Origin of the sequence: Streptomyces sp. NPDC002680 (assembly GCF_042889145.1) — a bacterium.
Classification (GTDB): domain Bacteria; phylum Actinomycetota; class Actinomycetes; order Streptomycetales; family Streptomycetaceae; genus Streptomyces; species Streptomyces adonidis.
The window spans coordinates 35,078-61,153 of record NZ_JBIAQP010000023.1 but is presented as its reverse complement, the minus strand read 5'-3'; the positions used below and the strand labels follow the sequence as shown (position 1 = coordinate 61,153).

Below are 26,076 nucleotides of genomic sequence, written 5' to 3'. Positions count from 1 at the left end.
CGAGATCTCACGGCCTCAACTCGGAACCGCGCACATCACGATTTCGGCTCGAACGTCTCCGTGAACGTCCGCCATGTCTCCTTGCGCAGCTCACTGTCCCAATTCGACGCTTTCGCCGTGTACATCAGCGCATACCCGGATTGACTGTCGACGACGAACCCCCGGTCCACCGACCGGTACGTCGTCCCGCCGTCCGCATAGGTGAACTCCCAGTCGGCCGTGTTCCAGCCGCGGTAGTTCACCTTCGCTATTCGGATCCTGTCGTACTGCGAACGCGTCATGTACTGCTCTTGGTTCTCCCAGTCCGCCACGGGATCGGACTTGGGCGTAGTGGTCCACCCGACGAGCAGTTTCTGCCCGGCGGGCCCCGCGAACCGGGCACCCGCAGCCCCTGTGGACTCGAACTTCCACCCGGCGGGCAACCCGATGGAGAACCCCTGCCCACTCGTGTAAGTGGACACACCCGTGACACCACCGGACTCGCTCGCGGTCGCACTGGGCGAGTTCGCCGTGCCCGTCCCCGTGCCCGAGCCGGTTCCCGCCTCGGCGCTCTTCGAGGCGTCGGCGCTCTGCCCGCCGTCCGCACGGGTGCCGTCGCTCTTGTCCTCCTTGGTCTCGGCGGAGGCAGAGGCGGAGGAAGTCACCTTGCCGCCACCGCTCTTCGCACCGCCGGCGGCATCGTCGTTGGAGTCGCCGCCCCCGAGCACGAGGGCCAGCACCACGCCGAGCACGATGACCGCGATGACCACCCCGATGATCACCAGCGTCCGCTTGGGCACCACATCGGTGATCGGCGCCCTGGGCACCGGCCTGGGCGGCAGATCCGGCGGCGGCACGACAGGCCACCCCGAACTCCGCCCCGCGGTACCTGCGTTGCCCGCCGGAGCCCCGGCTTCCCGAGTCTTGCCGTCCCGCGCCCCGGGCACAACGGCCCCCTGAGCAGCACCACTCTTCGCGCCCTCGCCCGCCACCCCGGCGGAAGCCGCATTCCCGGAAGCAGCACCCCCGGAGACCGAGCCGCCGGAGGCCCCACCACCGGAGGCCGAACTCCCGGAGGACGCACCCCCAGAAGCCGCGCTGCCCGAGGCCGAACTCCCGGAGGACTTGCCTCCGGAGGACACGGCACCCACACCCGCATCGGCCCCGGCCGCCACCGCGCCCCCGGACCCGGCAGTGCCGGCGGCCCCAGTGGAGTCGGCGCCCTTCGTACGAACGACCGCCCCCGCACCGGCCCCCGCCGCGACGGCCGCCGCCTTCTTCACGGACCGGAACGCCCCACGGAACCGCTCGCCGGCCTCCTCGCCCCGCTTGCCCCCGGAGCCCGAGTCGGCCGGACTGCCGCTCTCCGCGCCCTTGTCCGCCCGCTTGCCCTTGCCCGGAACGGGCGGCAACGGCACGACCTTCGTGACGTCCACCGGCTCCGGCTCGGCCTCCTTGGGCTCGGGCGCGTGGATCACCGCGTTGAGCATCGTGCGCGCACCGGCGTCGTCGAGCCGCTTGGCGGGATCCTTGGTGAGCAGGCCGTAGATCACGTCCTTCAACGGGCCCGCGTTCTTCGGCTCCTCCAGCTGCTCCGTCATCACGGCGGTCAGCGTCGCGATCGCGGACCCCTTGTCGTACGGCGGCACACCCTCGACCGACGCGTACAACAGGCCGCCGAGCGACCAGAGGTCGGCTGCCGGGCCGGGCTTGTGGCCTCGGGCCCGCTCCGGCGAGATGTAAGAGGGCGCGCCGACGAGCATGCCGGTCGAGGTGATCGACGGGTCGCCCTCGACCTGCGCGATACCGAAGTCGGTGAGGACGACCCGGCCGTCCTCGGACATCAGCACGTTCGACGGCTTCACGTCGCGGTGCAGGATGCCCTCGCGGTGCGCGGACCTGAGCACGTCGAGTATCGCGAGGCCCACCTCGGCCGCGCGCTGCGGCTCCAGCAGCCCGTCCTCACGGATGACCTCGGCGAGCGACTTGCCCTCGACGAGTTCCATGACGATCCACGGCCGGTCGTCCTCCTCGACCACGTCGAAGACGGTCACGGCGCTGTTGTTGCGGATCCGCGCGATCGCCTTGGCCTCGCGCAGCGTCCGCGTGATCAGCCGCCGCTTCTCCTCCTCATCGATGCTCCCAGGGAACCGCAGCTCCTTGACGGCGACGGTCCGGCCCAGGGTTTCGTCCTCCGCGCGCCAGACGGTGCCCATGCCGCCGCGGCCGAGGACCCCTCCCAGCCGGTACCGCCCGGCGAGGAGACGCTCGCTCTTGTCCTCACGGGATGCGCCCGCCCGCTCCGCCTCCGACATGCGTCCCCTCATGCAACCCGCCCTGACAGAACCTCCATTGTCCCTCACCCGACAACCGGCCGACGCCCAGGGTGCCCCTCGGGACGGACGGTGGCCTGTGGGAAGAGGGACCGCGTGAAGCACGCGTTCCACCGCCCCACCTGCGGTCGGTGCATCCTCTTCTTCCGAACGGCCTCCGAACGACCTCTGAATGGACACGGACACGAGCCCGGAACCCGACCTCGAACCGGCCCCGCCCGCCGCCGAGTTCGGCCTCCACACCCACTAGAACGGACGGGTGCCGGACAAAGATCCCAGTTCACGACACTCGTTCGAGTGACGCTCAGGGTTTCGAGGGCTTTGTCGTGAAACGGCGTCAGAGCGGCACGATGTCCGGCGCGCCCAGCCGTGCCGCGTCCGCCGTCAGGTCGTCCGGCTGGCGCTGCGACTCGCGCTCCGCCTCCACCCGCTTGTCGTAGTGCTGGACCTCGCGCTCGATCTGGTCCTTGTCCCAGCCGAGGACCGGGGCCATCAGCTCAGCCGCCTCACGGGCACTGCGCGTCCCCCGGTCGAACGTCTCGATCGAGATCCGGGTCCGCCGCGTCAGCACGTCGTCGAGATGCCGCGCCCCCTCGTGCGAGGCCGCGTACACGATCTCCGCCCGCAAATAGTCCTCCGCCGCCTGGAGCGGCTCACCCAGGGACGAGTCCGCGGCGATCAGATCGAGGACCTCCTGCGCCAGCGAGCCGTACCGATTCAGCAGATGCTCCACGCGCACCACGTGCAGGCCGGTGCGCGCGGCCGTTCGCGCCCGGGCGTTCCACAGCGCGCGGTAGCCCTCGGCCCCGATCAGCGGCACGTCCTCCGTCACGCACTCGGCGACGCGCTGGTCGAGCCCGTGCACCGCCGCGTCGACGGCGTCCTTCGCCATCACCCGGTACGTCGTGTACTTGCCGCCCGCCACGACCACGAGCCCCGGCACCGGATGGGCCACGGTGTGCTCGCGCGACAGTTTGCTGGTGGCGTCGGACTCGCCGGCGAGCAGGGGCCGCAGGCCCGCGTACACGCCCTGGACGTCGTCCCTGGTCAGCGGTACCGCGAGCACCGAGTTCACATGCTCAAGCAGATAGTCGATGTCGGCGCTGGAGGCCGCCGGGTGGGCCTTGTCGAGGTCCCAGTCGGTGTCCGTCGTCCCGACGATCCAGTGCCGGCCCCACGGGATCACGAACAGCACGGACTTCTCGGTGCGCAGGATCAGCCCGGTCGCCGAGTGGATCCGGTCCTTGGGGACGACCAGATGGATGCCCTTGGACGCCCGGACGTGGAACTGCCCGCGCTCGCCGACCATCCCCTGGGTGTCGTCGGTCCACACACCCGTGGCGTTGACGATCTGCCGGGCGCGGATCTCGTACTCCCCACCGCCCTCGACGTCCTGCACCCGGGCGCCGACCACCCGCTCGCCCTCCCGCAGGAAGCCGGTCACCCGCGCGCGGTTGGCGACCTTCGCGCCGTACGCGGCGGCCGTGCGCACCAGGGTGGCCACATAGCGGGCGTCGTCCATCTGCGCGTCGTAGTACTGCAACGCTCCGACCAGCGCGTCCTTCTTCAAGGCGGGCGCGACGCGCAGGGCGTGACGGCGGCTCAGATGGCGGTGCGTCGGCAGGCCCCGCCCGTGCCCGCGGGCCATCGACATCGCGTCGTAGAGCGCGACGCCCGACCCGGCGTACAGCCGCTCCCAGCCCTTGTGCTGAAGGGGGTACAGGAAGGGCACCGGCTTCACCAGATGCGGTGCGAGCCGCTCAAGCAGCAGCCCGCGTTCCTTCAACGCCTCCCGGACAAGGGCGAAGTCGAGCATCTCCAGATAGCGCAGTCCGCCGTGGATGAGCTTGCTGGACCTGCTCGATGTGCCCGACGCCCAGTCACGGGCCTCCACAAGACCCGTGGACAGACCGCGGGTCACGGCGTCGAGCGCGGTGCCCGCGCCGACCACGCCCGCGCCCACGACCAGCACATCCAGCTCACGCTCGGCCATCGCTGCCAGTGACTCGTCGCGCTGCGCCGGTCCCAGTGCCGCTGTCCTCATCGCTGCCTCCCGCTGTCGGTCGCGCCGGCCGTATCCGTACGACCGGCCGCATGTGCCCCGTCGTACGGCTGCGCCTGCCCTGATCCCCCTGCCCGAATTCTGACCGGGTTGCCCGACTTCGGCCACCACCCGCCCTCAGCCTGTGGACAACCTCCACGGAAACACCTGTGGAAACTCGCCCACCCAATCCCGCATATCGGTCATATTTACTCCTAGTCTGACATTGCGCTCGCCCGTCCAGTCCACAGGGCTTGCGCACCTGTCCCGCTTCGGCTACTGGGAAGGACGGCCCACGCATGCCCGCAGACCTCGCCGTCATCGGACTCGGACATCTCGGCCTGCCGCTGGCCCAGGCCGCCGTCGCCGCCGGCATCCCCACCCTGGGGTACAAGACCGGCCCCGAGGCGGGTTCCCTCACCGCCGCCGAACTGCGCCGGATGCTCTCCAGAGGCTTCCGGACAGCGGCCGGCCCCGCCGAACTCGGCCGCGTACGCACCGCGGTCATCTGCGCCCCCACACCGCGCGGCGCCGACGGCACCCTGGACCTCAGCCAGGTGGAAGCGGCCGCCCGCACCCTGGCGGCGCACCTGCGCCCGCACACCACGGTCATCCTGGAGTCACCGGTACAACCGGGCACGACGGAGGAATTCCTGCGCCCCCTCCTCGAAGAGGGCTCCGGACTGCGGGCGGGCCGCGACTTCCACCTCGCCTACTCCCCCAGCCGCGTCGACCCCGGCAACCGCGACTTCACGCCCGCCAACACCCCCAAGGTCATCGGCGGCCTCACCCCCGCCTGCACCGAGTCGGCCGCCGCGTTCTACAACCGGCTCACCGACAAGGTCGTACGCGCGCGTGGACCCCGTGAAGCGGAAACAGTCCAACTCCTGGAGACCAACTTCCGCCACGTCAACATCGCCCTCGTCAACGAGATGGCCGTCCTCTGCAACGACCTGGGCGTCGACCTCTGGGACGTCATCCGCTGCGCGGAGACCAAGCCGTTCGGCTTCCAGGCCTTCCGCCCCGGCCCGGGCGTGGGCGGCCACGCGGTCCCCCAGGACCTCCGGGGCCACACCGGCCGCACCCTGCGCATGGTGGAACTCGCCCAGCAGGTCAACAACCACATGCCCCAGTACGTCATCCAGCGCGCGGCCACGCTCCTGAACGAGCACGGCAAGTCGGCCCGAGGCGCCCGCGTACTTCTCCTGGGCGTCACCTACAAGCCCGACCTCGCCGACCAACAGGGCTCCCCCGCCCAGGAGATCGCGATCCGCCTGATGGAACTGGGCGCCTCCGTCAGCTACCACGACCCCCACGTCCCGTCCTGGAGCGTCCTGAACCGCCCCCTCCCGCGCGCGGACTCCTTCTACGAGGCGGCGGCCGACGCCGACCTGACGATCCTCCTCCAGCAGCACCGCACGTACGACCTCCAGGGCCTGTCGGTGAAGGCACAGTTGCTGCTGGACACGCGGGGGGCTACGCCTACGGGGGCGGCGCATCGGTTGTGAAGGGGGGCGCGTGCTAGTGGCTGAGCCTCCGGGACTGGTGGCGTGGGGGGCGCTTGCGTCGGTAGCGTACGGAGTGGAGGCCGCCGCAGGGGTCACTGCGGCGGGCTTGAACGGAGTGTCCACCCCTAGTTCTCGTGGGGGTGGCCGCTCACTTTCCGTACGTCCACAGGAGGCACCTCCTGCGGCACCAGGCCGCCCGACGGCGAATCCGGTACCGTACAAAAAGGTGGAGCCCACCGCAGCGGGAACTGCGGCAGGCTCCTGAACGGATCACGGGTGTCCGCCCCTAATTTCCGTAGGGGCGGCCGCTCACCGTCCGTAAATCCACAAGACGCACCTCCTCCGGAACTTGACCGCCCGAAGACGAATCCGATCCCAGCGGGTGGGCTTGCGGTGGCGACCCATGGGCGCCCCCTTCCGCGACGCCGCCCATAGGCCCGGTAGGCGGTTTGCTGGAACTCGGGCCGGGCCCCGACGGGCGGGGGTCCGGAACCATGTCCCTGGAAGGGGGCGCTCCAGGAAACTGAGGCGCCGACACACACGCTAGCGGCCTCGCGGCCCTTGATCGGCCCGCATTCGCCCTGAAAGCAACCGTGCGCCCCCCTCCCGCAAAACACGCCCCACCAGGCCCACTTGAGCGCGCGAAAGGGGGCTGGTCACCTCAGCAGGTGACCGGCCCCCTTCTCGGGTCCTGAATCGCGTCGGACGGACTACCGCTGATGCACCGAGTCCGCCACCGCGACCTCCACCCGCTGGAACTCCTTGAGGTCGCTGTACCCAGTCGTGGCCATAGCCCGCCGCAACGCGCCGAAGAAGTTCATCGAGCCGTCCGGGATGTGCGACGGGCCCGCGAGGACCTCCTCGATCGTGCCGACCGTGCCGAGGTCGACCTTCTTGCCGCGCGGCAGCTCCTCGTTCACCGCCTCCATGCCCCAGTGGTGGCCCTTGCCGGGCGCGTCCGTGGCGCGGGCCAGCGGGGAACCCATCATGACCGCGTCGGCGCCGCAGGCGATCGCCTTGGGGAGGTCGCCGGACCAGCCGACACCGCCGTCGGCGATCACGTGCACGTACCGGCCGCCGGACTCGTCCATGTAGTCGCGGCGGGCGGCGGCCACATCGGCGACCGCGGTGGCCATCGGGACGCGAATGCCCAGGACGTTGCGCGTGGTGTGCGCGGCGCCGCCGCCGAAGCCGACCAGCACACCGGCCGCGCCGGTGCGCATCAGGTGCAGGGCCGCGGTGTACGTGGCGCAGCCGCCGACGATCACCGGGACGTCCAGTTCGTAGATGAACTGCTTCAGGTTCAGCGGCTCGGCGGCACCGGAGACGTGCTCCGCGGAGACCGTCGTACCGCGGATGACGAAGATGTCCACGCCCGCGTCGACGACGGCCTTGGAGAACTGGGCCGTGCGCTGCGGGGAGAGCGCAGCGGCGGTGACCACGCCCGAGTCGCGCACCTCCTTGATGCGCGCGCCGATCAGCTCCTCCTTGATGGGGGCCGCGTAGATCTCCTGGAGGCGGCGTGTCGCGTTGTCCACGTCCAGCTCGGCGATCTCGTCGAGCAGCGGCTGCGGGTCCTCGTACCGCGTCCAGAGGCCTTCCAGGTTCAGGACGCCGAGGCCGCCCAGCTCGCCGATACGGATCGCGGTGGCCGGGGAGACGACCGAGTCCATGGGAGCCGCCAGGAAGGGCAGCTCGAAGCGGTAGGCGTCGATCTGCCAGGCGATCGAGACCTCCTTCGGGTCGCGCGTACGACGGCTCGGGACGACGGCGATGTCGTCGAAGGCGTACGCCCTACGGCCGCGCTTGCCGCGCCCGATCTCGATCTCAGTCACGTGTGTGGCCTTTCCATCCTTGGTTCTGCGCCTCCCAGTATCCCCGACGGGCACGACAAGGGCGGTCCCGGAGTACCTCCGGGACCGCCCTTCGCCCGCCTGGTTACCGCTCGCGCCTACTTGCGGCTGTAGTTGGGCGCCTCGACCGTCATCTGGATGTCGTGCGGGTGGCTCTCCTTGAGGCCCGCCGACGTGATGCGCACGAAGCGGCCCTTGGTCTCCATCTCGGAGACGGTGGCCGCGCCGACGTAGCCCATCGTCTGGCGCAGGCCGCCGACGAGCTGGTGCAGTACGGCGGCCAGCGGGCCGCGGTAGGGCACCTGGCCCTCGATGCCCTCGGGGACGAGCTTGTCGTCGGAGCCGACGTCGGCCTGGAAGTAGCGGTCCTTGGAGTACGACTTCGCCTGGCCGCGCGACTGCATGGCGCCCAGCGAGCCCATTCCGCGGTACGACTTGAACTGCTTGCCGTTGATGAACATCAGCTCACCCGGGGACTCCTCGCAGCCCGCCAGCAGGCTGCCGAGCATCACGGAGTCGGCGCCGGCGGCGAGCGCCTTGCCGATGTCGCCGGAGTACTGCAGGCCACCGTCGCCGATGACGGGGATTCCGGCGGCGCGGGCCGCGAGGGCCGCCTCATAGATGGCGGTTACCTGCGGTACGCCGATGCCGGCGACCACGCGGGTCGTGCAGATGGAGCCGGGGCCGACGCCCACCTTGATGCCGTCGACGCCCGCGTCGATCAGGGCCTGGGCGCCGTCACGCGTGGCGACGTTGCCGCCGATCACGTCGACGTGGACGTTCGACTTGATCTTCGACATCCAGCTCAGGGCGTTGCTGTTGTGCCCGTGCGAGGTGTCGACGACCAGGAAGTCCACGCCCGCCGCGGCGAGCGCCTGGGCGCGCTCCAGCGCCTCGGGGCTGGCGCCGACGGCCGCGCCGACCAGGAGCCGGCCCTCGGAGTCCTTGGCGGCACCCGGGTACTTCTCGGCCTTGACGAAGTCCTTGACCGTGATCAGGCCCTTGAGGAGACCGGAGTCGTCGACCAGGGGAAGCTTCTCGATCTTGTGGCGGCGCAGCAGCTCCATGGCTTCGGTGCCGGAGATGCCGACCTTGCCGGTGACCAGCGGCATCGGCGTCATGACCTCACGGACCTGACGCGAGCGGTCGGTCTCGAAGGCCATGTCGCGGTTGGTGACGATGCCGAGCAGCTTGCCGTTGCCGTCCGTCACCGGGACGCCGCTGATGCGGAACTTGGCACAGAGCGCGTCGGCCTCGCCCAGCGTCGCGTCCGGGTTCACCGTGATCGGGTCGGTGACCATGCCGGACTCGGAGCGCTTCACGAGGTCGACCTGGTTGACCTGGTCCTCGATGGACAGGTTGCGGTGCAGCACACCGACGCCGCCCTGCCGGGCCATGGCGATCGCCATGCGGGACTCGGTCACCTTGTCCATCGCGGCGGAGAGCAGCGGGATGTTGACCCGGACGTTGCGGGAGATGCGGGACGAGGTGTCGACCGCGTTGGGCAGCACCTCGGATGCGCCCGGCAGCAGCAGCACGTCGTCGTAGGTGAGCCCGAGGGTCGCGAATTTGGCGGGCACTCCGTCGACGTTGGCAGTCATGACACCTTCCCCAAATGGCCTTGATCGGTGCGGATGTCCATGCTAACGGGAAGCACGGGTCCCGAATTCCACGGTACGAGGCACCCTCAGGCTTCGTATGTTCGTACGGAATCGACGCCCCGGCCGTTCAGCCCGCGGCCAGGACCACTGTTCCGCCGCCAGGACTACTGTTCCGCCAGCGCCCGCAAGCGGCTCAGCGCGCGATGTTGCGCGACACGCACCGCTCCGGGTGACATTCCCAACATCTGGCCCGTCTCCTCGGCGGTGAGGCCCACCGCGATGCGCAGCAGGAGCAGTTCGCGCTGGTTCTCGGGGAGGTTGGCCAGGAGTTTCTTGGCCCATTCGGCGTCGCTGCTCAGCAACGCGCGCTCCTCGGGGCCGAGGGAGTCGTCGGGGCGTTCCGGCATCTCGTCCGAGGGGACTGCCGTCGAACCCGGGTGACGCATCGCGGCACGCTGGAGGTCGGCGACCTTGTGCGCGGCGATGGCGAAGACGAACGCCTCGAACGGGCGTCCTGTGTCGCGATAGCGCGGCAGCGCGAGGAGGACGGCGACGCAGACCTCCTGCGCCAGGTCCTCCACGAAGTGCCGCGCGTCGCCCGGCAGTCGGGACAGCCGGGTGCGGCAGTAGCGCAGCGCGAGGGGGTGGACATGGGCGAGCAGGTCGTGCGTCGCCTGCTCGTCCCCGTCGACGGCGCGGTGGACGAGACCACCAATCACCCCATGGGCATAAGCCGCCTCGTCGTCGCGCATCGGACCATGGTGCCTTGGCGCCGCTCTCTCCGTGGCACCGCGTCCGTTGTTGTGCACCGAAGCGTTATGAGCAGGTGCGCCGGAACTCATATCCTGCGCCCTCCCCTTCCGCTCGACCGACTCGTCCCCGAGGAACTCCACACCTCAAGGATGCGGCATCCGCGGCGAAACGAGCAGCGGGCGTCCGGCGGGCTGTTTTGCCACCCCCGCCCACCTTGCGGTAGGCGGGGACTTCTTCACCCCCGCTGAGGCCCACTTATCGGACCAGACCCCACCGGAAACCGAGCGCCACCGCGTGCGCGCGGTCCGAGGCGCCGAGCTTCTTGAAAAGGCGCCTGGCGTGCGTCTTCACCGTGTCCTCGGAGAGGAACAGCTCGCGTCCGATCTCCGCGTTCGACCGGCCGTGGCTCATGCCCTCCAGGACCTGGATCTCGCGCGCGGTGAGCGTGGGCGCGGCGCCCATCTCGGCCGAGCGCAGCCGGCGCGGCGCGAGCCGCCACGTCGGGTCGGCCAGCGCCTGCGTCACCGTGGCCCGCAGTTCGGCGCGCGAGGCGTCCTTGTGCAGATAGCCGCGGGCACCGGCGGCGACGGCGAGCGCCACGCCGTCCAGGTCCTCGGCGACGGTGAGCATGATGATGCGTGCTCCGGGGTCCGCGGACAGCAGCCGCCGGACCGTCTCGACGCCGCCCAGACCGGGCATGCGTACGTCCATCAGAATCAGGTCCGAACGGTCGGCACCCCAGCGGCGGAGGACTTCCTCGCCGTTGGCCGCCGTGGTCACGCGCTCGACACCGGGCACGGTCGCGACCGCGCGGCGGAGCGCCTCTCGGGCAAGCGGGGAGTCGTCGCAGACGAGGACGGATGTCATGGCCGCCCTCCGCAGCTGATGCGCGTCACCTTGAGCCTCCAGGCTGGTACTAATCGTCACCTGTGCGGTTGACGCTCGACCGATTTTCCCGGCAGTGGGTACTGCCGCCCGTCCGAGCGCTTGTTCCTCCAACCGCCTCCGCACTCTCAACGATGGTCACTCGAAAGAGTTACGGGGCTGTGTGTCGTCTTCGGCACTCTACGTGAGGGCGTGGACACGGTGCAGACATGCACAACAGACCCTCAACGTTTCATCACAACCTATGCCCCATTCAGACTGTTTTCTTCCCATTTGTTGGTGTCTGAGGCTAGATTCGCAATGAGTCATATTTTCATCTCCTTAGATCGTAGTTGTACGGTCAGAGGCACAACCTCAGCCCAGAACGGCAACAAGGGGACACGTAATGGCAGATTTCTCCCGCCTTCCCGGTCCGAACGCGGACCTCTGGGACTGGCAGCTCCTCGCGGCCTGCCGCGGGGTCGACAGCTCGCTCTTCTTCCACCCGGAGGGAGAGCGCGGTGCGGCACGGAGCGCTCGTGAGAACTCGGCCAAGGAGGTCTGCATGAGATGCCCGGTCCGCGCGCAGTGCGCGGCGCACGCGCTGGCGGTGCGCGAGCCGTACGGCGTGTGGGGCGGATTGACCGAGGACGAACGCGAAGAGCTGATGGGGCGCGCCCGCAACCGACTGGTGGCAGCGTCGGCCGGTGGCGGGGACCTCGGCTCGAACAACTGAAGGAACGTTTCTTCCGAGGCCAGGGGCCAGCTCGGTCCCGCCTCACCTCAAGCCCGCGTCGCCGCCCGCGCCAGCTCGTCCAGCGTCGCCGCCACCGCCGGCACCTTCGCCAGGTCGGACAGGGTCAGCGCGACGATCTCCCGCCGTACCGCCGGTTCCAGCGCCACCGCACGCGCACCCCGCGGCCGTACGGAGTCGATGGCGAGCTGGGGCAGAACGGCCACGCCCAGGCCCGCGCCGACCAGGCCGACCACCGCCGGGTAGTCGTCGGTCGCGAAGTCGATGCGCGGGGTGAAGCCGGCGCTCTCGCACGCCTCGACCAGCTGACCCCGGCAGCGCGGGCAGCCGGCGATCCACGGTTCGGCGGCGAGTTCGCCGAGGGCGACCGACTCGGCACGGGACAGCCGGTGCCCTTCGGGTACGAGGCCGACGAGCCGGTCGGTGAGCAGCGGGCGGACCACCAGGTCGTCCCACTCACCGGCGCCCGCCGCGCCCTCGTACCGGAAGGCGAGGGCCACGTCGCAGTCGCCCTCGCGCAGCAGTTCGACGGAGTGCGGGGGTTCGGCCTCCTCCAGGGAGACCCGGGTGCCGGGGTGGGCGGCGCGCAGGGCGGCGAGGGCCGTCGGTACGAGGGTGGAGCTGCCGCTGGGGAAGGAGACCAGCCGGACCCGCCCGGCGCGCAGTCCGGCGATCGCGGCGACCTCCTCCTCCGCCGCCGTGAGGCCCGAGAGGATGCCGGCCGCGTGTCGCACCAGGGCCTCGCCCGCCTGGGTCAGGCGCATCTCGCGGCCGTTGCGGACGAGCAGCGGGGTGCCGACCGAGGCTTCCAGGGCCTTCATCTGCTGGCTCACGGCGGGCTGGGTGCAGCCCAGTTCACGGCCCGCCGCCGAGAAGGAGCCGGTGGTGGCCACGGCGCGCAGGACACGGAGGTGACGGGCTTCGATCATTTTTCGATCATAAGTGATTCTTGGGTATGAGGGTGAATAATGCGTCGACGCTTTGGGCAAGTCTGATTTAGCGTGGGGTCATGGATGTCGGGGCGGATACGGGGGCGAGTGCCGTGATGAAGGTGTTGTCGGTGAACGTGGGTCGTGCGCAGTCCGTGCCGTACACGGACCATCCGCAGGGCACCGGTATCGACAAGCGGCCGGTGGACGGGCCGGTGCGGGTGGCGGCGCCCGGGCTCAAGGGGATCGGCGGCAGCGGTCTGGCCGGGGACACCATCTGCTCGAAGGAGCACCACGGCGGCGACGAACAGGCGGTGTACGCGGTCGCGCGCGAGGACCTGGACGACTGGGAGCGCGAGCTGGGCCGCCCGCTGCGCGACGGGATGTTCGGCGAGAACCTCACCACGCGGGGCCTCGACGTGTCCGGCGCGCTGATCGGCGAGCGCTGGCGGATCGGGTCCGAGGTGGTCCTTGAGGTCACCAGTGGGCGTATCCCCTGTGTGACCTTCCAGGGCCATCTGGGTGAGAAACGGTGGGTGAAACGGTTCACGGAGCGGGGTGCGCCGGGCGCCTATCTGCGGGTGATCGAGCCGGGTGCGATACGGGCGGGCGACCAGGTCGAGATCGTGCACCGGCCGGAGCACGAGGTGACGGTCGCCCTGTACTTCCGGGCGCTGACGACCGAGCGGGCCCTGATGCCCCGGCTGCTCACGGCCGGTGCGGCGCTGCATTCGGAGGCGGCGGCACGGGCTCACGAATATGTGAAGAAGTACGGCTGACGCGCGGGCGCGGCACGGCTGCTGACTAGGGATTACGCCGGAGGTCCGGGCGGGGACTTCACGATCTGGAGGGAGCGTGCAGGGGGCGGACGGAAAGGGACGCGAAGAGCCCGGGTCACTAATCTTGCGCCATGACAACGGCTCTGATTACGGGATCGACCGCGGGAATCGGCGCCGCGTTCGCGCGGCGGCTGGCGGCCGACGGCCACAACCTCGTCCTGGTGGCGCGCGACGCCAAACGGCTCGGCGAGCAGGCGACCGAACTGCACGACCGGCACGGCATCGAGGCGGAGGTGCTGAGCGCCGATCTCGCGACGGACGCCGGCATCGAGGCGGTGGCCGCGCGTCTCGGCGACCGCAGGAACCCCGTCGACCTGCTGGTCAACAACGCCGGCTTCGGCAACAAGGGCCGCTATCTCGACGTGTCGATGGCGGACGAGCTGAGGATGCTGAAGGTGCACTGCGAGGCGGTGCTGCGGCTGACGAGCGCGGCGGCCGAGGCGATGCGGGAGCGCGGGCGCGGGGGTGTCGTCAATGTGGCGTCCGTCGCCGCCTTCGTGCCGCGCGGTACGTACGGGGCGTCGAAGGCGTGGGTCGTGCAGTTCACGCAGGGGGCGGCGAAGGACCTGGCGGGGAGCGGGGTGCGGCTGATGGCGCTGGCGCCCGGTTTCGTGCGTACGGAGTTCCATGAACGGGCCGGGATGGGGACGGACAACATCCCGAACTGGATGTGGCTGGACGCGGACAAGCTGGTCGCGGCGGCGCTCGCCGATCTGGCCCGGGGCAAGTCGCTGTCGATCCCGGATCCGCGTTACAAGGCGCTGATGGGCGTGGTGAAGGTGACGCCCCGCGCGCTGCTGGGCGGGATCTCGTCGAAGACGGGGCGCAAGTACGGGCCTCAGTGACGCACCTGCGGTTCTGCGTGACAGAGGTGTCGCCGTCGCTCCGGTGGGAGTATGGAGAGAGGTACCGGACCCAGGGGGGCCGGAGGCGGCGCCATGACATTCGTACAGCTGATCGATTGCAAGACCAGTCGGTTCGACGAGATGAACCAGCTGATGGACAACTGGGTCGAGCAGACCAAGGGGAAGCGGACCGCGACGCACACGCTGATCGGCAAGGATCTCTCGGACTCGACGCACTTCGTCGAGATCGTGGAGTTCCCGTCGTACGAGGAGGCGATGCGGAACTCGAACCTTCCCGAGACCGACCGGATCTTCCGCGAGATGGTCGCCCTGTGCGACGAGATGCCGACGTTCACCGATCTGGACGTCGTACGGGACGAGCAGTTGTGCGCGGACACCGCGCGGCGGTTCTTCGAGGTGATCGCCACCCGGGGTGAACTGCCCCCGCTCAACGACCTGTTCGTGGAGAACTACCACGATCACGATCCGTCCAACGAGCAGGACAACCTCGGGCTGGACGCGGCCCGGCGCGAGATGCAGATGTGGCGCGCGTCGTTCGACTTCGCGTTCACCGTCGAGGATCAGATCGCCCAGGGCGACCGGGTCTGCACGCGCTGGACATGGAACGGGACCCAGCGGGGCGAGTTCCTGGGGATCCCCAACAGCGGGAAGAATGCCTCGATGACCGGCACGACCGTCTTCCGCTTCGACCCCGACGGGAAGATCGTCGAGGGCTGGTGGCAGTACGACCGGCTGGGGCTGATGGGGCAGTTGGGGGCGCTGGAGGGCTTGGAGCAGTAGGACGTACGGGGGCATCGGACCGCCCGCGAAGGGAGAAACCCCCCGTTCCGGCCAGGAACGGGGGGTTTCTTCGTCTGCCAGTGTTCTGGCCGGTGCCTCGACTAGTGCGAGTGGCCGTGGCCGTGGCCCGCAGCCGGCTCTTCCTCTTCCTTCTTCTCGACGACCAGGGTCTCGGTCGTGAGGAGGAGGGAGGCGATCGAGGCCGCGTTCTCCAGGGCGGAGCGGGTGACCTTGACCGGGTCGATGACGCCCTGCTTGACCAGGTCGCCGTACTCGCCGGTGGCGGCGTTGAAGCCCTGGCCCTTGTCGAGCTCGGCGACCTTGGAGGTGATGACGTAACCCTCCAGGCCGGCGTTCTCGGCGATCCAGCGCAGCGGCTCGACGGCGGCCTTGCGGACGACCGCGACACCCGTCGCCTCGTCGCCGGTCTTGCCGAGGTTGCCCTCGAGGATCTTCACGGCGTGGACGAGCGCGGAGCCACCGCCGGAGACGATGCCCTCCTCGACCGCGGCGCGGGTCGCCGAGATGGCGTCCTCGAGACGGTGCTTCTTCTCCTTCAGCTCCACCTCGGTGGCGGCGCCGACCTTGATCACGCACACGCCGCCGGCCAGCTTCGCGAGGCGCTCCTGGAGCTTCTCGCGGTCCCAGTCGGAGTCCGTGTTCTCGATCTCGGCCTTGATCTGGTTGACCCGGCCGGCCACGGCGCCGGTGTCGCCACCGCCGTCGACGATGACCGTGTCGTCCTTCGAGATGGTGACGCGGCGGGCGGTGCCCAGTACGTCGATGCCGACCTGGTCGAGCTTGAGGCCGACCTCCTCGGCGATGACCTCGGCGCCGGTGAGCGCGGCCATGTCGCCGAGCATCGCCTTGCGGCGGTCACCGAAGCCGGGGGCCTTGACGGCGACCGCGTTGAAGGTGCCGCGGATCTTGTTCACGACCAGGGTCGACAGGGCTTCGCCCTCGACGTCCTCGGCGATGATCAGCAGCGGCTTGGAGGAGTTGGTCTGGATGACCTTCTCAAGCAGCGGCAGCAGGTCCTGGATGGAGGAGATCTTGCCCTGGTGGATCAGGATGTACGGGTCGTCGAGGACGGCCTCCATACGCTCCTGGTCGGACACCATGTACGGGGACAGGTAGCCCTTGTCGAAGGCCATGCCCTCGGTGAAGTCCAGCTCCAGACCGAAGGTGTTGGACTCCTCGACGGTGATGACACCGTCCTTGCCGACCTTGTCCATCGCCTCGGCGATGAGCTCGCCGACCTGCGTGTCCTGCGCGGAGAGCGCGGCCACGGCGGCGATGTCGGACTTCTCCTCGATCGGGCGGGCGGTCTCGAGGAGCTCCTCGGACACGGCCTTGACCGCCGCGTCGATGCCCTTCTTCAGGGCGGCCGGGGAGGCGCCGGCGGCGACGTTCTTCAGGCCCTCGCGGACGAGCGCCTGGGCCAGCACGGTGGCGGTGGTCGTACCGTCACCCGCGATGTCGTTGGTCTTGGTCGCCACCTCCTTCACCAGCTGGGCACCGAGGTTCTCGTACGGGTCGTCCAGCTCGACCTCACGCGCGATGGTGACACCGTCGTTGGTGATGGTGGGAGCACCGAACTTCTTGTCGATGACGACGTTGCGGCCCTTGGGGCCGATCGTCACCTTGACCGTGTCGGCAAGCTTGTTGACGCCGCGCTCAAGGGCGCGACGGGCGTCCTCGTCGAACTTCAGGATCTTCGCCATGGGAGCGGTTCAGCCCTCTCGGAAAATTGGGAGAACGAACTGCGCCCCCGGCACCCGGCTGTTGAGGTCGCGGGGGCCAGGGGCGTAGTTCACACTGCAATGCTGGTGATGCAGGCAATACCGGTGGTGCCGGTAAAACCGGGTGAATTACTTCTCTACGATCGCGAGCACGTCGCGAGCGGAGAGGACGAGGTACTCCTCGCCGTTGTACTTCACTTCGGTGCCGCCGTACTTGCTGTACAGCACGATGTCGCCGGTCTTGACGTCGAGCGGCAGGCGCTCGCCGTTCTCGAAGCGGCCCGGGCCCACGGCCAGGACGACGCCCTCCTGGGGCTTCTCCTTGGCGGTGTCCGGGATGACCAGGCCAGAGGCCGTGGTCTGCTCGGCGTCGAGCGGCTGGACCACAATGCGGTCCTCGAGCGGCTTGATGGCAACCTTGGAGCTGGTGGTCGTCACGATCCGACCTCCCCCTTCGGAGATCTCACGGGGTTAACTGTCTGAGGTGGCGACCAGGTGGATCCGTCGTCGCGGGTGCCGGACCTGCCCGTCGCTGTTGGCACTCTCCAGGGGGGAGTGCCAGACCTGAGACTATGACCGCGATTAGCACTCGGTCAAGCGGACTGCTAATTCCCTGCGTCGCGGTGCGCCGGAACGGCGACGCGGGCAGCCCTACAGATAGTCCTCCAGGCGGGCCACGCTCAGCCCCTTCTCCTGCACCTCCCTGAGCAGCCTCAGTGTCCGTTCGACCTGGGGTGGGCCCACCAGGACGATGGCGCCCGGGCGGAGGCTCGCCCCCTTGGTCCAGAGGACCAGCGCCGATACGCCGCAGTCCGCCGCCGCTCTCAGGGTCGTCGTGTCGTACGTGCCGTAGGGCGGGCGGAAGAGTCGGGGGCGGATGCCGAAGCGTTCGCGGAGTTTGTCCTGCTGGCCGCAGATCTCGGCGCGCTGGCCGGCGTACGGCAGGCCCCGCAGGGACTGGTGGTCCAGGGTGTGGTTCTGGACGTCGGCGCCGACCTCGCGCAGGCGGGCGAAGTGGGCGTAGCCCGGGCCCACGACGCTGTCCGTGAGGAACATGCTGACCGGGAGGCGCAGTTCGCGGACCAGGTCGACGAACCGGGGGTCGCGTTCGGCGCCGTCGTCGTAGGTGAGGAAGACGACCTTGTCGTGGGTCGGGATGTGGTCGACGACCGGGGGGAGGCCCGAGCCCGCCGTGCGGGGACGGGCCCTCGGGTGCGCGGGCGGGGGTGGGGGCAACGGGGCGGGCAGGCCCCAGCGACGGTAGGCGTGGGGGGCGTCGGGCGCGGAGTCGGCGGGTGCCGCCTTCTCGACCGGGCGTTCGATGGGGGCCGCGGGCCGGGCGCAGGCGGTGGCCGTCGTCGCCAGGAGTGCGGCGGCGAGTGCGGCCGCGGCCAGGGCGCGCGCGGTCACAGGTAGTCCTCCAGGCGGGCCACCGCGTACCCCTTGGCGGTGACGAGCTTCATGAAGCGGCGGACCATGTCGGGCATCGTGCCCTTCCAGTCGCCCTCGCCCCGGAAGTGGCTGAGGACGATGTCGCCGGGGTGGATGTCCCGGTCCCACTCGCGGTAGTCCCAGTGGTCGGCGAAGACCTCCTCGTTCCAGAGGGGTGGCATCTTCCTTGCGGAGGAGCGCGAACAAGGTCCTTTTAGCTCGATCGTGTGATCGTCGACTTCCAGGCTTGCGGTGTCTTGGGCCGTCCGGGTTAGCGTGGCTGTGCGATCTGGGACACGAGGTGCGGTGCCAGCGTGCGGGGCCCCTGCTCCACCAGAGGATGGTTCAGGGCCTCCCCGTCGCCTTTGGCCGTACCCACTTGGCCAGGTCGTGAGGGAACCGGCCTCCCGGGCCCGGACCACGCACAAGATGCGTGTCGCCGCCCCGGGGTCGAGTACGCCGGGGACCAGTCCGCCCAAGACCGTTCGGGGCGCGCGGCTGAACAGGCTCACCCCTGCTCGGTCCACAGGAACGGTACGTGCTTCACGCCGCACGCCGTGGCGCGCAAGCTGTCCTCGCCGTAGTTGCCGTAGGGCGGGAGGCGGGGGTGCGGTCAGGCCCCAGCGCTTGGCCGTGGCCGTGCGGGCCGCTTGTGCCCGGCCGAGTTTTCGGGCGTATGCGTCCAGGGCGCGGGCCGGGGGTGCGTGGAGGCGGAGTTCCTGGCCGGGGGCGGGGCGGGCGTTCTTCGGCGGGGCGGCGCCTTCCGCGCAGGCGGAGGCGAGGGTGGCTGCGGCGAGGGCGAGCATTCCGGCACGGGCCATTGACCTGTTTTTGTATGTTTGTCCTACTGTTCGCATGGTGCCGGATCTTCCCAGGGCGTGGCCATGGAGTACGGCCGACACCGCCGCCGGAAGCACGCCGTCCACCGGCTGGCCCACAATGAGGCGGTGAACGACCTCGCCACTCCCCTCTCCGCCTTCACCGCCCTGCTCACCCCGGCGGGCCGTGCCCTCCTCGACGAGGTGCGCGGTACCGAGCCGGCCCGTGAACTGGCCGTCGCCACCCGGCTGCGCCGCGCGCATCCCGCCGAGCTGGTCTCGGCGGCGCTCGGGCAGGAACGGCTGCGGCAGCGGGCGGTGGCGAAGTTCGGGGCCGAGGACGCCGGGCGGATGTTCTTCACGCCCAACGGGGTCGAGCAGTCGACTCGGGCGAGCGTGGCCGCGTACCGGGCGGGGCGGTTCAGGGAGTTGGGCGTGACCTCGGTCGCCGACCTGTGCTGCGGGATCGGGGGCGACGCGATCGCGCTCGCCCGGGCGGGTGTTCGTGTGCTCGCCGTGGACCGGGATCCGCTCACCGTCGCCGTCGCGCGCGCGAACGCCGAGGCGTTGGGGATCGGGGAGCTGGTGGAGGTGCGGGAGGCGGATGTCGCCGAGGTCGACGTCTCCGCCTACGACGCCTTGTTCGTCGATCCGGGGCGGCGTGGTGGGCGTGGGCGGATCTTTGATCCCGAGGCCTACTCGCCGCCGCTGTCGTGGGCCGTCGGGGCGGCCCGGAAGGCTCCGCTGGCCGCGCTGAAGATCGCTCCCGGGGTGCCGCACGAGGCGATTCCCGGTGAGGCGGGGGCCGAGTGGATCTCGGACGGCGGGGATGTGAAGGAGGCGGTGCTGTGGTTCGGGGCGGGGCCGGGGGGTGGGTCTGTGCGGGCAACTCTGCTGCCGGGGCCGCGTGTTCTGGTGGGGCGGGGGTTGCCTGATCCTGAAGTGCGTTCTGTGGGGCGGTACTTGTACGAGCCTGACGGGGCTGTTATTCGGGCGCATCTGGTGGCGGAGGTTGCCGAGGAGGTGGGTGGGGGGCTGGTCGATGCGACCATCGCCTATGTGACGGGGGATGAGTTGCGGGGTACTTCTTTTGCCTCTGCTTATGAGATCACCGATCAACTGCCGTTCGGGGTGAAGAAGTTGAAGGCGGTGCTTCGGGAGCGGGGGGTTGGGGTGTTGACGGTGAAGAAGCGGGGGTCGGCTGTTGAGCCGGAGGAGTTGCGGAAGAAGATGAGGCTTTCTGGGCCTCATTCTGCGACGGTTTTTCTTACTCGGGTGGCGGGGGCGCCGACTATGTTGATTGGGCAGCCGGTACGTTGAGTTTCGTCTGCGGGCCCGGTGGGGGCTTGTCGCGCAGTTCCCCGCGCCCCTAAGGGGCGCATTCCCTTGCCCTTGTACGTAGCAAGTTCCGTTCTCTTTCGTTCTGGGTCAGGGCTGCTGCTCTCAGGAATTCTGCTCTTGCCTCTTCCTTTCGGCCCAGGCGTTGGAGTAGGTCTCCTCTGACGCTCGGGAGCAAGTGGTAGTCGCGGAGGGTTGGGTCGGTTGTCAGGGGTTCGATGATCTGGAGGGCCTGGGCCGGGCCCTCGGACATCGATACGGCCACCGCTCGGTTCAACTCGACTACCGGGGACGGGGATCGGGCGGCCAGGGCCGTGTACAGGGCGGCGATGCGGGGCCAGTCCGTGGCGTCGCAGGAGGGGGCGTGGGCGTGGCAGGCGGCGATGGTGGCCTGGAGGGTGTACGGGCCTGGGCCTGATGTCGATGTCGTGGCGCCCGCCGCTTCCGCTCGGGCCAGGGCCGTGAAGCCTCGGGCGATCAGCATGCGGTTCCAGCGGGAGCGGTTCTGGTCCTTGAGGAGCACCGGTTCGCCTGTCGGGCCCGTGCGGGCCGCCGAGCGGGACGCCTGTAGCTCCAACAGGGCTGCCAGCGCGTGCACTTCGGGTTCCTTGGGCATCAGGCCCTCCAGTACGCGGGCCAGCCGCAGGGCGTCCTCGCAGAGGGCGGGGCGCAGCAGGTCGTCGCCCGCTGTGGCGGCGTAACCCTCGTTGAAGATCAGGTAGATGACCTCCAGGACCGAGCCGAGACGGGCCTCGCGCTGGGGGCCGTACGGGACCTCGAAGGCGACGTTCTTCGTCGCGAGGGTTCGTTTGGCGCGGACGATGCGTTGGGCGACCGTGGCCTCGGGGACGAGGAACGCGCGGGCGATCTCGGGGGTGGTGAGGCCGCCGAGCAGGCGGAGGGTGAGGGCGATACGGGCCTCGGCGGACAGCACCGGGTGGCAGGCCGTGAAGACCAGGCGGAGGAGATCGTCGTCGATGTCTTCGGGGGCGGGGGGTTCGGGGGGTGAGACCGTCGTCTCCAGGTCGCGGCCGATCTCCGTCAGCTTGCGCGCGTACGTCTCGCGGCGGCGGATCAGGTCTACCGCTCGGTTTCTGGCCGTGGTCATGAGCCAGGCGCCCGGGTTGTCGGGGACGCCGTCCCGGGGCCACTGTTCGAGGGCGGCGACCAGGGCGTCCTGGGCCAGTTCCTCGGCGATTCCTATGTCCCGGACCGTGCGGGTGACGGCCGCGATGATGCGGGGGGATTCCAGGCGGAAGACCGTCTCGATGGTTCTGCGCGGGTCCTCGGTGGGCTGTGGTGTCACAGCCCACCATCAGACACCCGTGCGGGGCTGGGGCCAAGGAGGGATCAGCCTTCGGCGATCTCCCGTACCTCGCAGGTCACCGTCCAGTACTCCTCGTGCACCTTCAGGAACCGCTTGGTCCACTCGATGGCCTCGGCCATGTCCTTGCACTGCATGACGGCGTAGCCGCCGACGATCTCCTTGGACTCCGTGAAGGGGCCGTCGGTGACGGAGATCTTGCCGTCCTGCCAGTGGACGCGCGTGCCCTGTGCTGTGGGGGTCAGGCCTGCGGTGTCGAGCATCACGCCGGCCTTGGTGATCTCCTCGATCAGTTCGCCCATGCGCTGCATCAGCTCGGGGCTGGGGCCCTCGGCGGGGGCGGTGGCCTCGTCGATCTTCACGAGAGAGAGGTAGCGGGGCATGGGGTTCCTCCTGGGGTTGTGGCGGAGCCCGGGTCCTTTCCGGGCTCTCACCACTGCGTCGAACGGGACGGGCCCGGATCGACACGGTCTCCGGAAAACCTTTCCCCCTACTTCAGAGTCGCCCACAACTCCGCCGCCTCCGGCTCCTCCGCGACCACCCGGTTGGCGTCCGACGCCGCCGTCACCACCGGCATCGTCACCGTCTTCAGGTCGTCCGCCGACAGGCCCTGGAGGCTCTGGCCCAGGCTCATCAGTTCGCTGAGGGAGTCCAGGCCGGTGTCCGTGGTCAGGCTGCCCGTCGCCACGTCGGCGACCTTGTACAGCTTGGCCGGGCTGGTCAGCAGGTTCGTCGAGGAGATCTGCTGGAGGAGGGCCTTGACCAGCTTCTGCTGGAGGCCTATTCGGCCCAGGTCGCTGCCGTCGCCTATGCCGTGCCGGGTGCGGGCCAGGGCGAGGGCCTGGGTGCCGTCGAGGTGGTGTTCGCCTGCCAGGAGGTCGAGGTGGCTGTCCTCGTCGTGGATGTCCTCGTCCGTCGTCACCGTGACGCCGCCGAGCGCGTCCACCAGGTCCGCGAAGCCGGCGAAGTCGATCTCCAGGTAGTGGTCCATGCGTACGTTCGTCATCGACTCCACCGTCTTGACCGCGCAGACCGGGCCGCCGACCGAGTACGCCGTGTTGAACATGACCCCGTACGCCTCCGCCGTCGAACTCCCGTCCGACAGGGGGCAGGACGGGCGCGTGACCAGCGTGTCGCGCGGGATGCTCACGATCGTCGCCTTCGTACGGCCCGCGTCCAGGTGGACGACCATCGCCGTGTCGGACCGCGCACCCTCGCTGCTGCCGCCGCCGAGTGCCTGGTTCCGCTTGCCGCTGCGTGAGTCCGAGCCCAGGACCAGGATGTTCAGCGCCTCGCTCGGGAGCGGTGTCGCCGAGGCGGACGCGCCCGTCGACGGCAGTGCCTGGGTCTTGGCCGGGCGGTTGTCACCGAGCGCGCTATTGATGTCGACGCTCTTGATGTTGCGGTTCAGATGCCAGTAGGCGTAGCCCCCTGCTGCCGCTGCGAGCACGAGGGTGCCGACGAGTGTGAAACCGACGGCCTTCAACCAGCGTGACGGCCGCCGGCCCGGCTGCCGGGCTGTCTGTCTCTCCGCGCCCCCGTCGTCGTCCGACGTCTGTTCCTCTTCTCCCATCACAGGGAGGAACGTACGTCCGAATTATTACGAGCGGAGGCCCGTGCCCGGCATTCTTCGGAAAATCTCACACTTCTCAGCCCGAGATCAGGCCGGGATCAGCCCAGCGTCACCGTTGGTACGGGGTTGCTCCCGCTCCATGTCCCGTTGAACCCGAAGCTCACCGAACCGCCGCTCGGCACAGTCCCGTTGTACGAGGCGTTCGCGCAGGTCACCGCCGTCCCCGACTGGGTGCAGGTGGCGTTCCAGGCCTGTGTGAGCTGCTGTCCCGCGCCGTACGTCCAGGTCACCCGCCACGACGACAGCGACCGGCCCGAGCAGGCGATCGTCACCTGGCCCGTGAAGCCGGTGTTCCACTGGTTCGGGACCGTGTACGTCGCCGTGCAGCCCTCGGTGGACGGGGTGCCGCCGAGCGACTGGGCTATCGCGTAGTACGCCGGTTTCGGGGTGAAGGTCTCCGTGTACGGGGTCGCCGCGCCGTATCCGTCGAACACGTCCGGGATCCAGGAGTCGGAGTCCGTGAAGCCCCAGACGGTCACGCCGACACACCTCGTCACGGCCACGCAGGCGTCCATGACGGCCTTGTAGTCGGCCGCCTGCTGGGTCAACTTGGCCTCTGTGGCGGGGAGTTGCATACGGATGTCCAGTTCCGTGATCGCCACGTCGACGCCCAGATCGGCGAAGCGCTGGATGTTCTGCTGGAGGGTCGAGGGGTACTGGCCGAGGATCAGGTGGGCTTGCAGACCTACTCCGTCGATCGGAACCCCGCGCTCCTTCAGGGACTTGACCAGGTTGTACAGGGCCGTGCTCTTCGCGTTGACGCCCTCGACGTTGTAGTCGTTGATGTAGAGCTTCGCCGTCGGGTCGGCCGCTCTCGCCCAGATCAGGGCCTGGGCGATGTAGTCGGTGCCGAGGTTGGTCGACCAGAGCGTGGAGCGGTACGTGCCGTCCTCGTTGAAGGGCTCGTTCACCACGTCCCAGGCTGCCAACTGGCCCTTGTAGCGCGTGACTTCGGTGGTGATGTGGTCCTGGAGGATGCTGGTGAGCTGTGCGGGGGTCCAGGTGCCGTTCGTCAGCCAGCTGGGGTTCTGGCTGTGCCAGACCAGGGTGTGGCCGCGGATCTGTTGGCTGTGGGCCTGGGCGAAGGTGACTATCTGGTCGGCCTCGGTCCAGTTGTAGGTGCCTCGGGTGGGCTCTACGGATTCCCACTTCATGGCGTTGCCGGGGGTGAGGGAGTTGAACTGGGTGCCGGCTGTGTCGCCGTAGGAGCCGGTGAGTTTGCTGCCGGTTACTGCTGTGCCGATGACTTTGCTCTTGGCTGTGGCGAGGTCTCGCAGTGGGGGGTCTTCGGCGTGTGCCGCGGTTGCCGTGCCGGCGAGGAGCAGTGCGGCGGTGAGGAGGGTTAAGGCTGTTCTGGAGGGTCTCATGCGGGGGCCTCCGAAAGTTTCGGTTGGTGTACCGATTGACTTCGGGGCAGTGTGGGGGGAGTTGTGTTGGGCGTCAATGGGTTGTGTTTCGGGTGCGGGTGCTTCGTGGCTTGTCGCGCAGTTCCCCGCGCCCCTAGGTGGGACACCGCGCCCCCAGTCAGACAGCCGGTGGCGTTGCCGTGCTGTTGCGGATCACCAGGCTTGTTGCCAGTTCCACGCGTGTCGCGCCCGGTGTGCCTTCCACGCGCCCTAGGTCCAGGACCAGCTTCGCTGCCGTTTCTGCCATTTCCATCAAGGGCTGGCGGACTGTTGTCAGTGGGGGGCCTACCCAGCGGGCGATCGGGAGGTCGTCGAAGCCTACGACGCTGAGGTCCTCCGGGATGCGTAGGCCGAGTTCGCGGGCGGCCTCGTACAGGCCCAGGGCCTGGAGGTCGTTGCCGGCGAAGACCGCAGTGGGGCGGTTCGGGGAGCGGAGGAGTTCGAGGCCGGCTCGGTAGCCCGTCTCGTGGTGGAAGTCGCCCACCTTGAGGAGGTCGGGGTCGACCGGGAGGCCCGCCGTTTCCAGGGCGGCACGGTAGCCGTCGACGCGGGCGCGGCTGCACATCATGCGGGACGGGCCGCTGATCGACGCGATGCGGGTGTGGCCGAGTTCGATCAGGTGGCGGGTGGCTGCCAGGCCGCCCTGCCAGTTGGTTGCACCTACCGAGGGCACGTCGTCGCCCGGGTCGCCCGCCGGGTCCATCACCACGAACGGGATCGAGCGGCTGGTCAGCAGCGCCCGCTGGGACTCGTCCAGGCCGGACAGGACCAGGATCACGCCGTGCGGGCGGCGGGCCGCGACCTGGTCGGCCCAGGTGCGGCCGGGAGTGAGGCGGCCCGCGCTCTCGGAGAGGACCACGCTCAGCCCCTCCTCCCGCGCCGCGTTCTCCACGCCCCGGATGACCTCCATCGCCCACGCGCTCTCCAGCTCGTGGAAGACCAGGTCGATGAGGGGTGAGCGGGTCGCCTCGGCGCGGCGGCGCCGGTAGCCGTAGGCCCGCAGCAGGTCCTCGACGCGGGTCCGGGTCGCGGGGGCGACATCGGCGCGGCCGTTGAGCACCTTCGAAACAGTCGGAGCGGAGACGCCTGCCTCGCGGGCGATCTCGGCGAGCGTCGCGGTCTGGGTGGACTGCGGTGTCGTCTGCGTTTCAGCGGGTTTCGAGGGTCTCATGGCCGCGATCGTATCCCTGCGCGACCTCTTGACGAAGACCCTGTCCCACCATAAGTTCCCGGAACATTCGAAGTACCACCCGAAAGATTCGTACAGAGACTCAGTCAGGTTTC

The 26,076-nt window shown here is 69.4% G+C and carries 21 protein-coding genes and 1 pseudogene; 6 read left to right on the top strand and 16 right to left on the bottom strand.

What is annotated here, in order from left to right; translation table 11 throughout:
• Positions 1-35: 35 nt before the first annotated feature.
• Both ACFYXF_RS43660 and ACFYXF_RS43655 read right to left on the bottom strand, forming a co-directional pair.
• Positions 36-2,294, bottom strand: a complete 2,259-nt coding sequence (locus ACFYXF_RS43660) for a serine/threonine-protein kinase (protein WP_389358640.1) — start codon at positions 2,292-2,294, stop codon at positions 36-38.
• A gap of 355 nt (positions 2,295-2,649) precedes the next feature.
• Entirely contained in the window at positions 2,650-4,356 is a 1,707-nt protein-coding gene (locus ACFYXF_RS43655) for a glycerol-3-phosphate dehydrogenase/oxidase (protein WP_389358367.1), read from the bottom strand.
• Between the two features lie 296 nt (positions 4,357-4,652).
• Here ACFYXF_RS43655 and ACFYXF_RS43650 point away from each other — a divergent pair, with 296 nt between their 5' ends.
• Positions 4,653-5,861, top strand: a complete 1,209-nt coding sequence (locus tag ACFYXF_RS43650; RefSeq protein ID WP_389358365.1) for a nucleotide sugar dehydrogenase — start codon at positions 4,653-4,655, stop codon at positions 5,859-5,861.
• 710 nt (positions 5,862-6,571) lie between these two features.
• Here ACFYXF_RS43650 and ACFYXF_RS43645 read toward each other — a convergent pair.
• The 4 genes from ACFYXF_RS43645 to ACFYXF_RS43630 all read right to left on the bottom strand — a co-directional run bounded on the left by ACFYXF_RS43645 (position 6,572) and on the right by ACFYXF_RS43630 (position 10,935).
• On the bottom strand, positions 6,572-7,696 hold the full coding sequence (locus ACFYXF_RS43645; protein ID WP_389358363.1) for a GuaB3 family IMP dehydrogenase-related protein: 1,125 nt from the start codon (positions 7,694-7,696) through the stop codon (positions 6,572-6,574).
• 116 nt (positions 7,697-7,812) lie between these two features.
• Positions 7,813-9,315 (bottom strand): IMP dehydrogenase, encoded by a 1,503-nt coding sequence (gene guaB / locus ACFYXF_RS43640; protein WP_389358361.1) that lies wholly within the window; start codon positions 9,313-9,315, stop codon positions 7,813-7,815.
• 164 nt (positions 9,316-9,479) lie between these two features.
• Positions 9,480-10,067 carry a sigma-70 family RNA polymerase sigma factor gene (locus tag ACFYXF_RS43635; RefSeq protein WP_235475437.1) on the bottom strand — a complete coding sequence of 196 codons (588 nt, stop codon included), beginning with the start codon at positions 10,065-10,067 and terminating at the stop codon, positions 9,480-9,482.
• A gap of 256 nt (positions 10,068-10,323) precedes the next feature.
• On the bottom strand, positions 10,324-10,935 hold the full coding sequence (locus tag ACFYXF_RS43630; protein WP_003948568.1) for a response regulator transcription factor: 612 nt from the start codon (positions 10,933-10,935) through the stop codon (positions 10,324-10,326).
• A 403-nt stretch (positions 10,936-11,338) separates the two neighbouring features.
• Here ACFYXF_RS43630 and ACFYXF_RS43625 point away from each other — a divergent pair, with 403 nt between their 5' ends.
• Positions 11,339-11,668 (top strand): WhiB family transcriptional regulator, encoded by a 330-nt coding sequence (locus ACFYXF_RS43625; protein WP_389358358.1) that lies wholly within the window; start codon positions 11,339-11,341, stop codon positions 11,666-11,668.
• Between the two features lie 47 nt (positions 11,669-11,715).
• On the opposite strand, the gene ACFYXF_RS43620 is transcribed toward ACFYXF_RS43625, so the two are convergent.
• Positions 11,716-12,615, bottom strand: a complete 900-nt coding sequence (locus ACFYXF_RS43620; protein WP_389358356.1) for a LysR family transcriptional regulator — start codon at positions 12,613-12,615, stop codon at positions 11,716-11,718.
• A gap of 116 nt (positions 12,616-12,731) precedes the next feature.
• Here ACFYXF_RS43620 and ACFYXF_RS43615 point away from each other — a divergent pair, with 116 nt between their 5' ends.
• The 3 genes from ACFYXF_RS43615 (at position 12,732) to ACFYXF_RS43605 (ending at position 15,100) form a co-directional block, all read left to right on the top strand.
• Positions 12,732-13,394: an MOSC domain-containing protein gene (locus ACFYXF_RS43615; RefSeq protein ID WP_389358638.1), complete on the top strand. Its 663-nt coding sequence runs from the start codon at positions 12,732-12,734 to the stop codon at positions 13,392-13,394.
• Between the two features lie 131 nt (positions 13,395-13,525).
• Positions 13,526-14,299, top strand: coding sequence for an SDR family NAD(P)-dependent oxidoreductase (locus tag ACFYXF_RS43610; RefSeq protein ID WP_389358354.1), 774 nt, complete (start codon positions 13,526-13,528; stop codon positions 14,297-14,299).
• Between the two features lie 93 nt (positions 14,300-14,392).
• Positions 14,393-15,100 (top strand): ester cyclase, encoded by a 708-nt coding sequence (locus ACFYXF_RS43605; RefSeq protein ID WP_389358352.1) that lies wholly within the window; start codon positions 14,393-14,395, stop codon positions 15,098-15,100.
• A 101-nt stretch (positions 15,101-15,201) separates the two neighbouring features.
• Here the strand turns inward: ACFYXF_RS43605 and groL are convergent, their stop codons facing one another.
• From groL to ACFYXF_RS43585, 4 genes and pseudogenes are all read right to left on the bottom strand, one after another.
• Positions 15,202-16,824 carry a chaperonin GroEL gene (gene groL, locus ACFYXF_RS43600; RefSeq protein ID WP_235475442.1) on the bottom strand — a complete coding sequence of 541 codons (1,623 nt, stop codon included), beginning with the start codon at positions 16,822-16,824 and terminating at the stop codon, positions 15,202-15,204.
• A 147-nt stretch (positions 16,825-16,971) separates the two neighbouring features.
• Positions 16,972-17,280, bottom strand: coding sequence for a co-chaperone GroES (gene groES, locus ACFYXF_RS43595; RefSeq protein ID WP_017239619.1), 309 nt, complete (start codon positions 17,278-17,280; stop codon positions 16,972-16,974).
• 213 nt (positions 17,281-17,493) lie between these two features.
• Entirely contained in the window at positions 17,494-18,252 is a 759-nt protein-coding gene (locus ACFYXF_RS43590) for a polysaccharide deacetylase family protein (protein ID WP_389358349.1), read from the bottom strand.
• Positions 18,249-18,452, bottom strand: a pseudogene (locus ACFYXF_RS43585) (polysaccharide deacetylase family protein); the annotation flags it as partial. The gene ACFYXF_RS43590 and the pseudogene ACFYXF_RS43585, both read right to left, overlap by 4 nt.
• A 705-nt stretch (positions 18,453-19,157) precedes the next feature.
• Between ACFYXF_RS43585 and ACFYXF_RS43580 the strand changes: the two are divergent.
• Positions 19,158-20,411 (top strand): methyltransferase domain-containing protein, encoded by a 1,254-nt coding sequence (locus ACFYXF_RS43580; RefSeq protein WP_389358347.1) that lies wholly within the window; start codon positions 19,158-19,160, stop codon positions 20,409-20,411.
• 49 nt (positions 20,412-20,460) lie between these two features.
• Here ACFYXF_RS43580 and ACFYXF_RS43575 read toward each other — a convergent pair whose 3' ends face one another.
• From ACFYXF_RS43575 to ACFYXF_RS43555, 5 genes are all read right to left on the bottom strand, one after another.
• Complete coding sequence (locus ACFYXF_RS43575; protein WP_389358345.1) at positions 20,461-21,735, bottom strand: RNA polymerase sigma factor; 1,275 nt, start codon at positions 21,733-21,735, stop codon at positions 20,461-20,463.
• Positions 21,736-21,779: 44 nt separating this feature from the next.
• Positions 21,780-22,136 carry a YciI family protein gene (locus tag ACFYXF_RS43570; protein ID WP_389358343.1) on the bottom strand — a complete coding sequence of 119 codons (357 nt, stop codon included), beginning with the start codon at positions 22,134-22,136 and terminating at the stop codon, positions 21,780-21,782.
• A 107-nt stretch (positions 22,137-22,243) separates the two neighbouring features.
• Positions 22,244-23,326 carry an LCP family protein gene (locus ACFYXF_RS43565; protein WP_389358636.1) on the bottom strand — a complete coding sequence of 361 codons (1,083 nt, stop codon included), beginning with the start codon at positions 23,324-23,326 and terminating at the stop codon, positions 22,244-22,246.
• A 98-nt stretch (positions 23,327-23,424) separates the two neighbouring features.
• Entirely contained in the window at positions 23,425-24,753 is a 1,329-nt protein-coding gene (locus ACFYXF_RS43560) for an endo-1,4-beta-xylanase (protein ID WP_389358341.1), read from the bottom strand.
• Positions 24,754-24,910: 157 nt separating this feature from the next.
• Positions 24,911-25,963: a LacI family DNA-binding transcriptional regulator gene (locus ACFYXF_RS43555; protein ID WP_389358339.1), complete on the bottom strand. Its 1,053-nt coding sequence runs from the start codon at positions 25,961-25,963 to the stop codon at positions 24,911-24,913.
• Positions 25,964-26,076: the final 113 nt, after the last annotated feature.

Excerpts from the sequence above, each read along its gene's own strand:
- ACFYXF_RS43555 (WP_389358339.1), bottom strand. The coding sequence starts at position 25,963 with ATGAGACCCTCGAAACCCGCTGAAACGCAGACGACACCGCAGTCCACC.
- ACFYXF_RS43635 (WP_235475437.1), bottom strand. The coding sequence starts at position 10,067 with ATGCGCGACGACGAGGCGGCTTATGCCCATGGGGTGATTGGTGGTCTC.
- ACFYXF_RS43660 (WP_389358640.1), bottom strand. The coding sequence starts at position 2,294 with ATGTCGGAGGCGGAGCGGGCGGGCGCATCCCGTGAGGACAAGAGCGAG.
- ACFYXF_RS43625 (WP_389358358.1), top strand. The coding sequence starts at position 11,339 with ATGGCAGATTTCTCCCGCCTTCCCGGTCCGAACGCGGACCTCTGGGAC.
- groL (WP_235475442.1), bottom strand. The coding sequence starts at position 16,824 with ATGGCGAAGATCCTGAAGTTCGACGAGGACGCCCGTCGCGCCCTTGAG.
- ACFYXF_RS43615 (WP_389358638.1), top strand. The coding sequence starts at position 12,732 with ATGAAGGTGTTGTCGGTGAACGTGGGTCGTGCGCAGTCCGTGCCGTAC.
- ACFYXF_RS43610 (WP_389358354.1), top strand. The coding sequence starts at position 13,526 with ATGACAACGGCTCTGATTACGGGATCGACCGCGGGAATCGGCGCCGCG.
- ACFYXF_RS43580 (WP_389358347.1), top strand. The coding sequence starts at position 19,158 with ATGGAGTACGGCCGACACCGCCGCCGGAAGCACGCCGTCCACCGGCTG.
- ACFYXF_RS43565 (WP_389358636.1), bottom strand. The coding sequence starts at position 23,326 with ATGGGAGAAGAGGAACAGACGTCGGACGACGACGGGGGCGCGGAGAGA.
- ACFYXF_RS43570 (WP_389358343.1), bottom strand. The coding sequence starts at position 22,136 with ATGCCCCGCTACCTCTCTCTCGTGAAGATCGACGAGGCCACCGCCCCC.
- ACFYXF_RS43630 (WP_003948568.1), bottom strand. The coding sequence starts at position 10,935 with ATGACATCCGTCCTCGTCTGCGACGACTCCCCGCTTGCCCGAGAGGCG.
- ACFYXF_RS43650 (WP_389358365.1), top strand. The coding sequence starts at position 4,653 with ATGCCCGCAGACCTCGCCGTCATCGGACTCGGACATCTCGGCCTGCCG.
- ACFYXF_RS43655 (WP_389358367.1), bottom strand. The coding sequence starts at position 4,356 with ATGAGGACAGCGGCACTGGGACCGGCGCAGCGCGACGAGTCACTGGCA.
- ACFYXF_RS43620 (WP_389358356.1), bottom strand. The coding sequence starts at position 12,615 with ATGATCGAAGCCCGTCACCTCCGTGTCCTGCGCGCCGTGGCCACCACC.
- ACFYXF_RS43605 (WP_389358352.1), top strand. The coding sequence starts at position 14,393 with ATGACATTCGTACAGCTGATCGATTGCAAGACCAGTCGGTTCGACGAG.
- guaB (WP_389358361.1), bottom strand. The coding sequence starts at position 9,315 with ATGACTGCCAACGTCGACGGAGTGCCCGCCAAATTCGCGACCCTCGGG.
- ACFYXF_RS43560 (WP_389358341.1), bottom strand. The coding sequence starts at position 24,753 with ATGAGACCCTCCAGAACAGCCTTAACCCTCCTCACCGCCGCACTGCTC.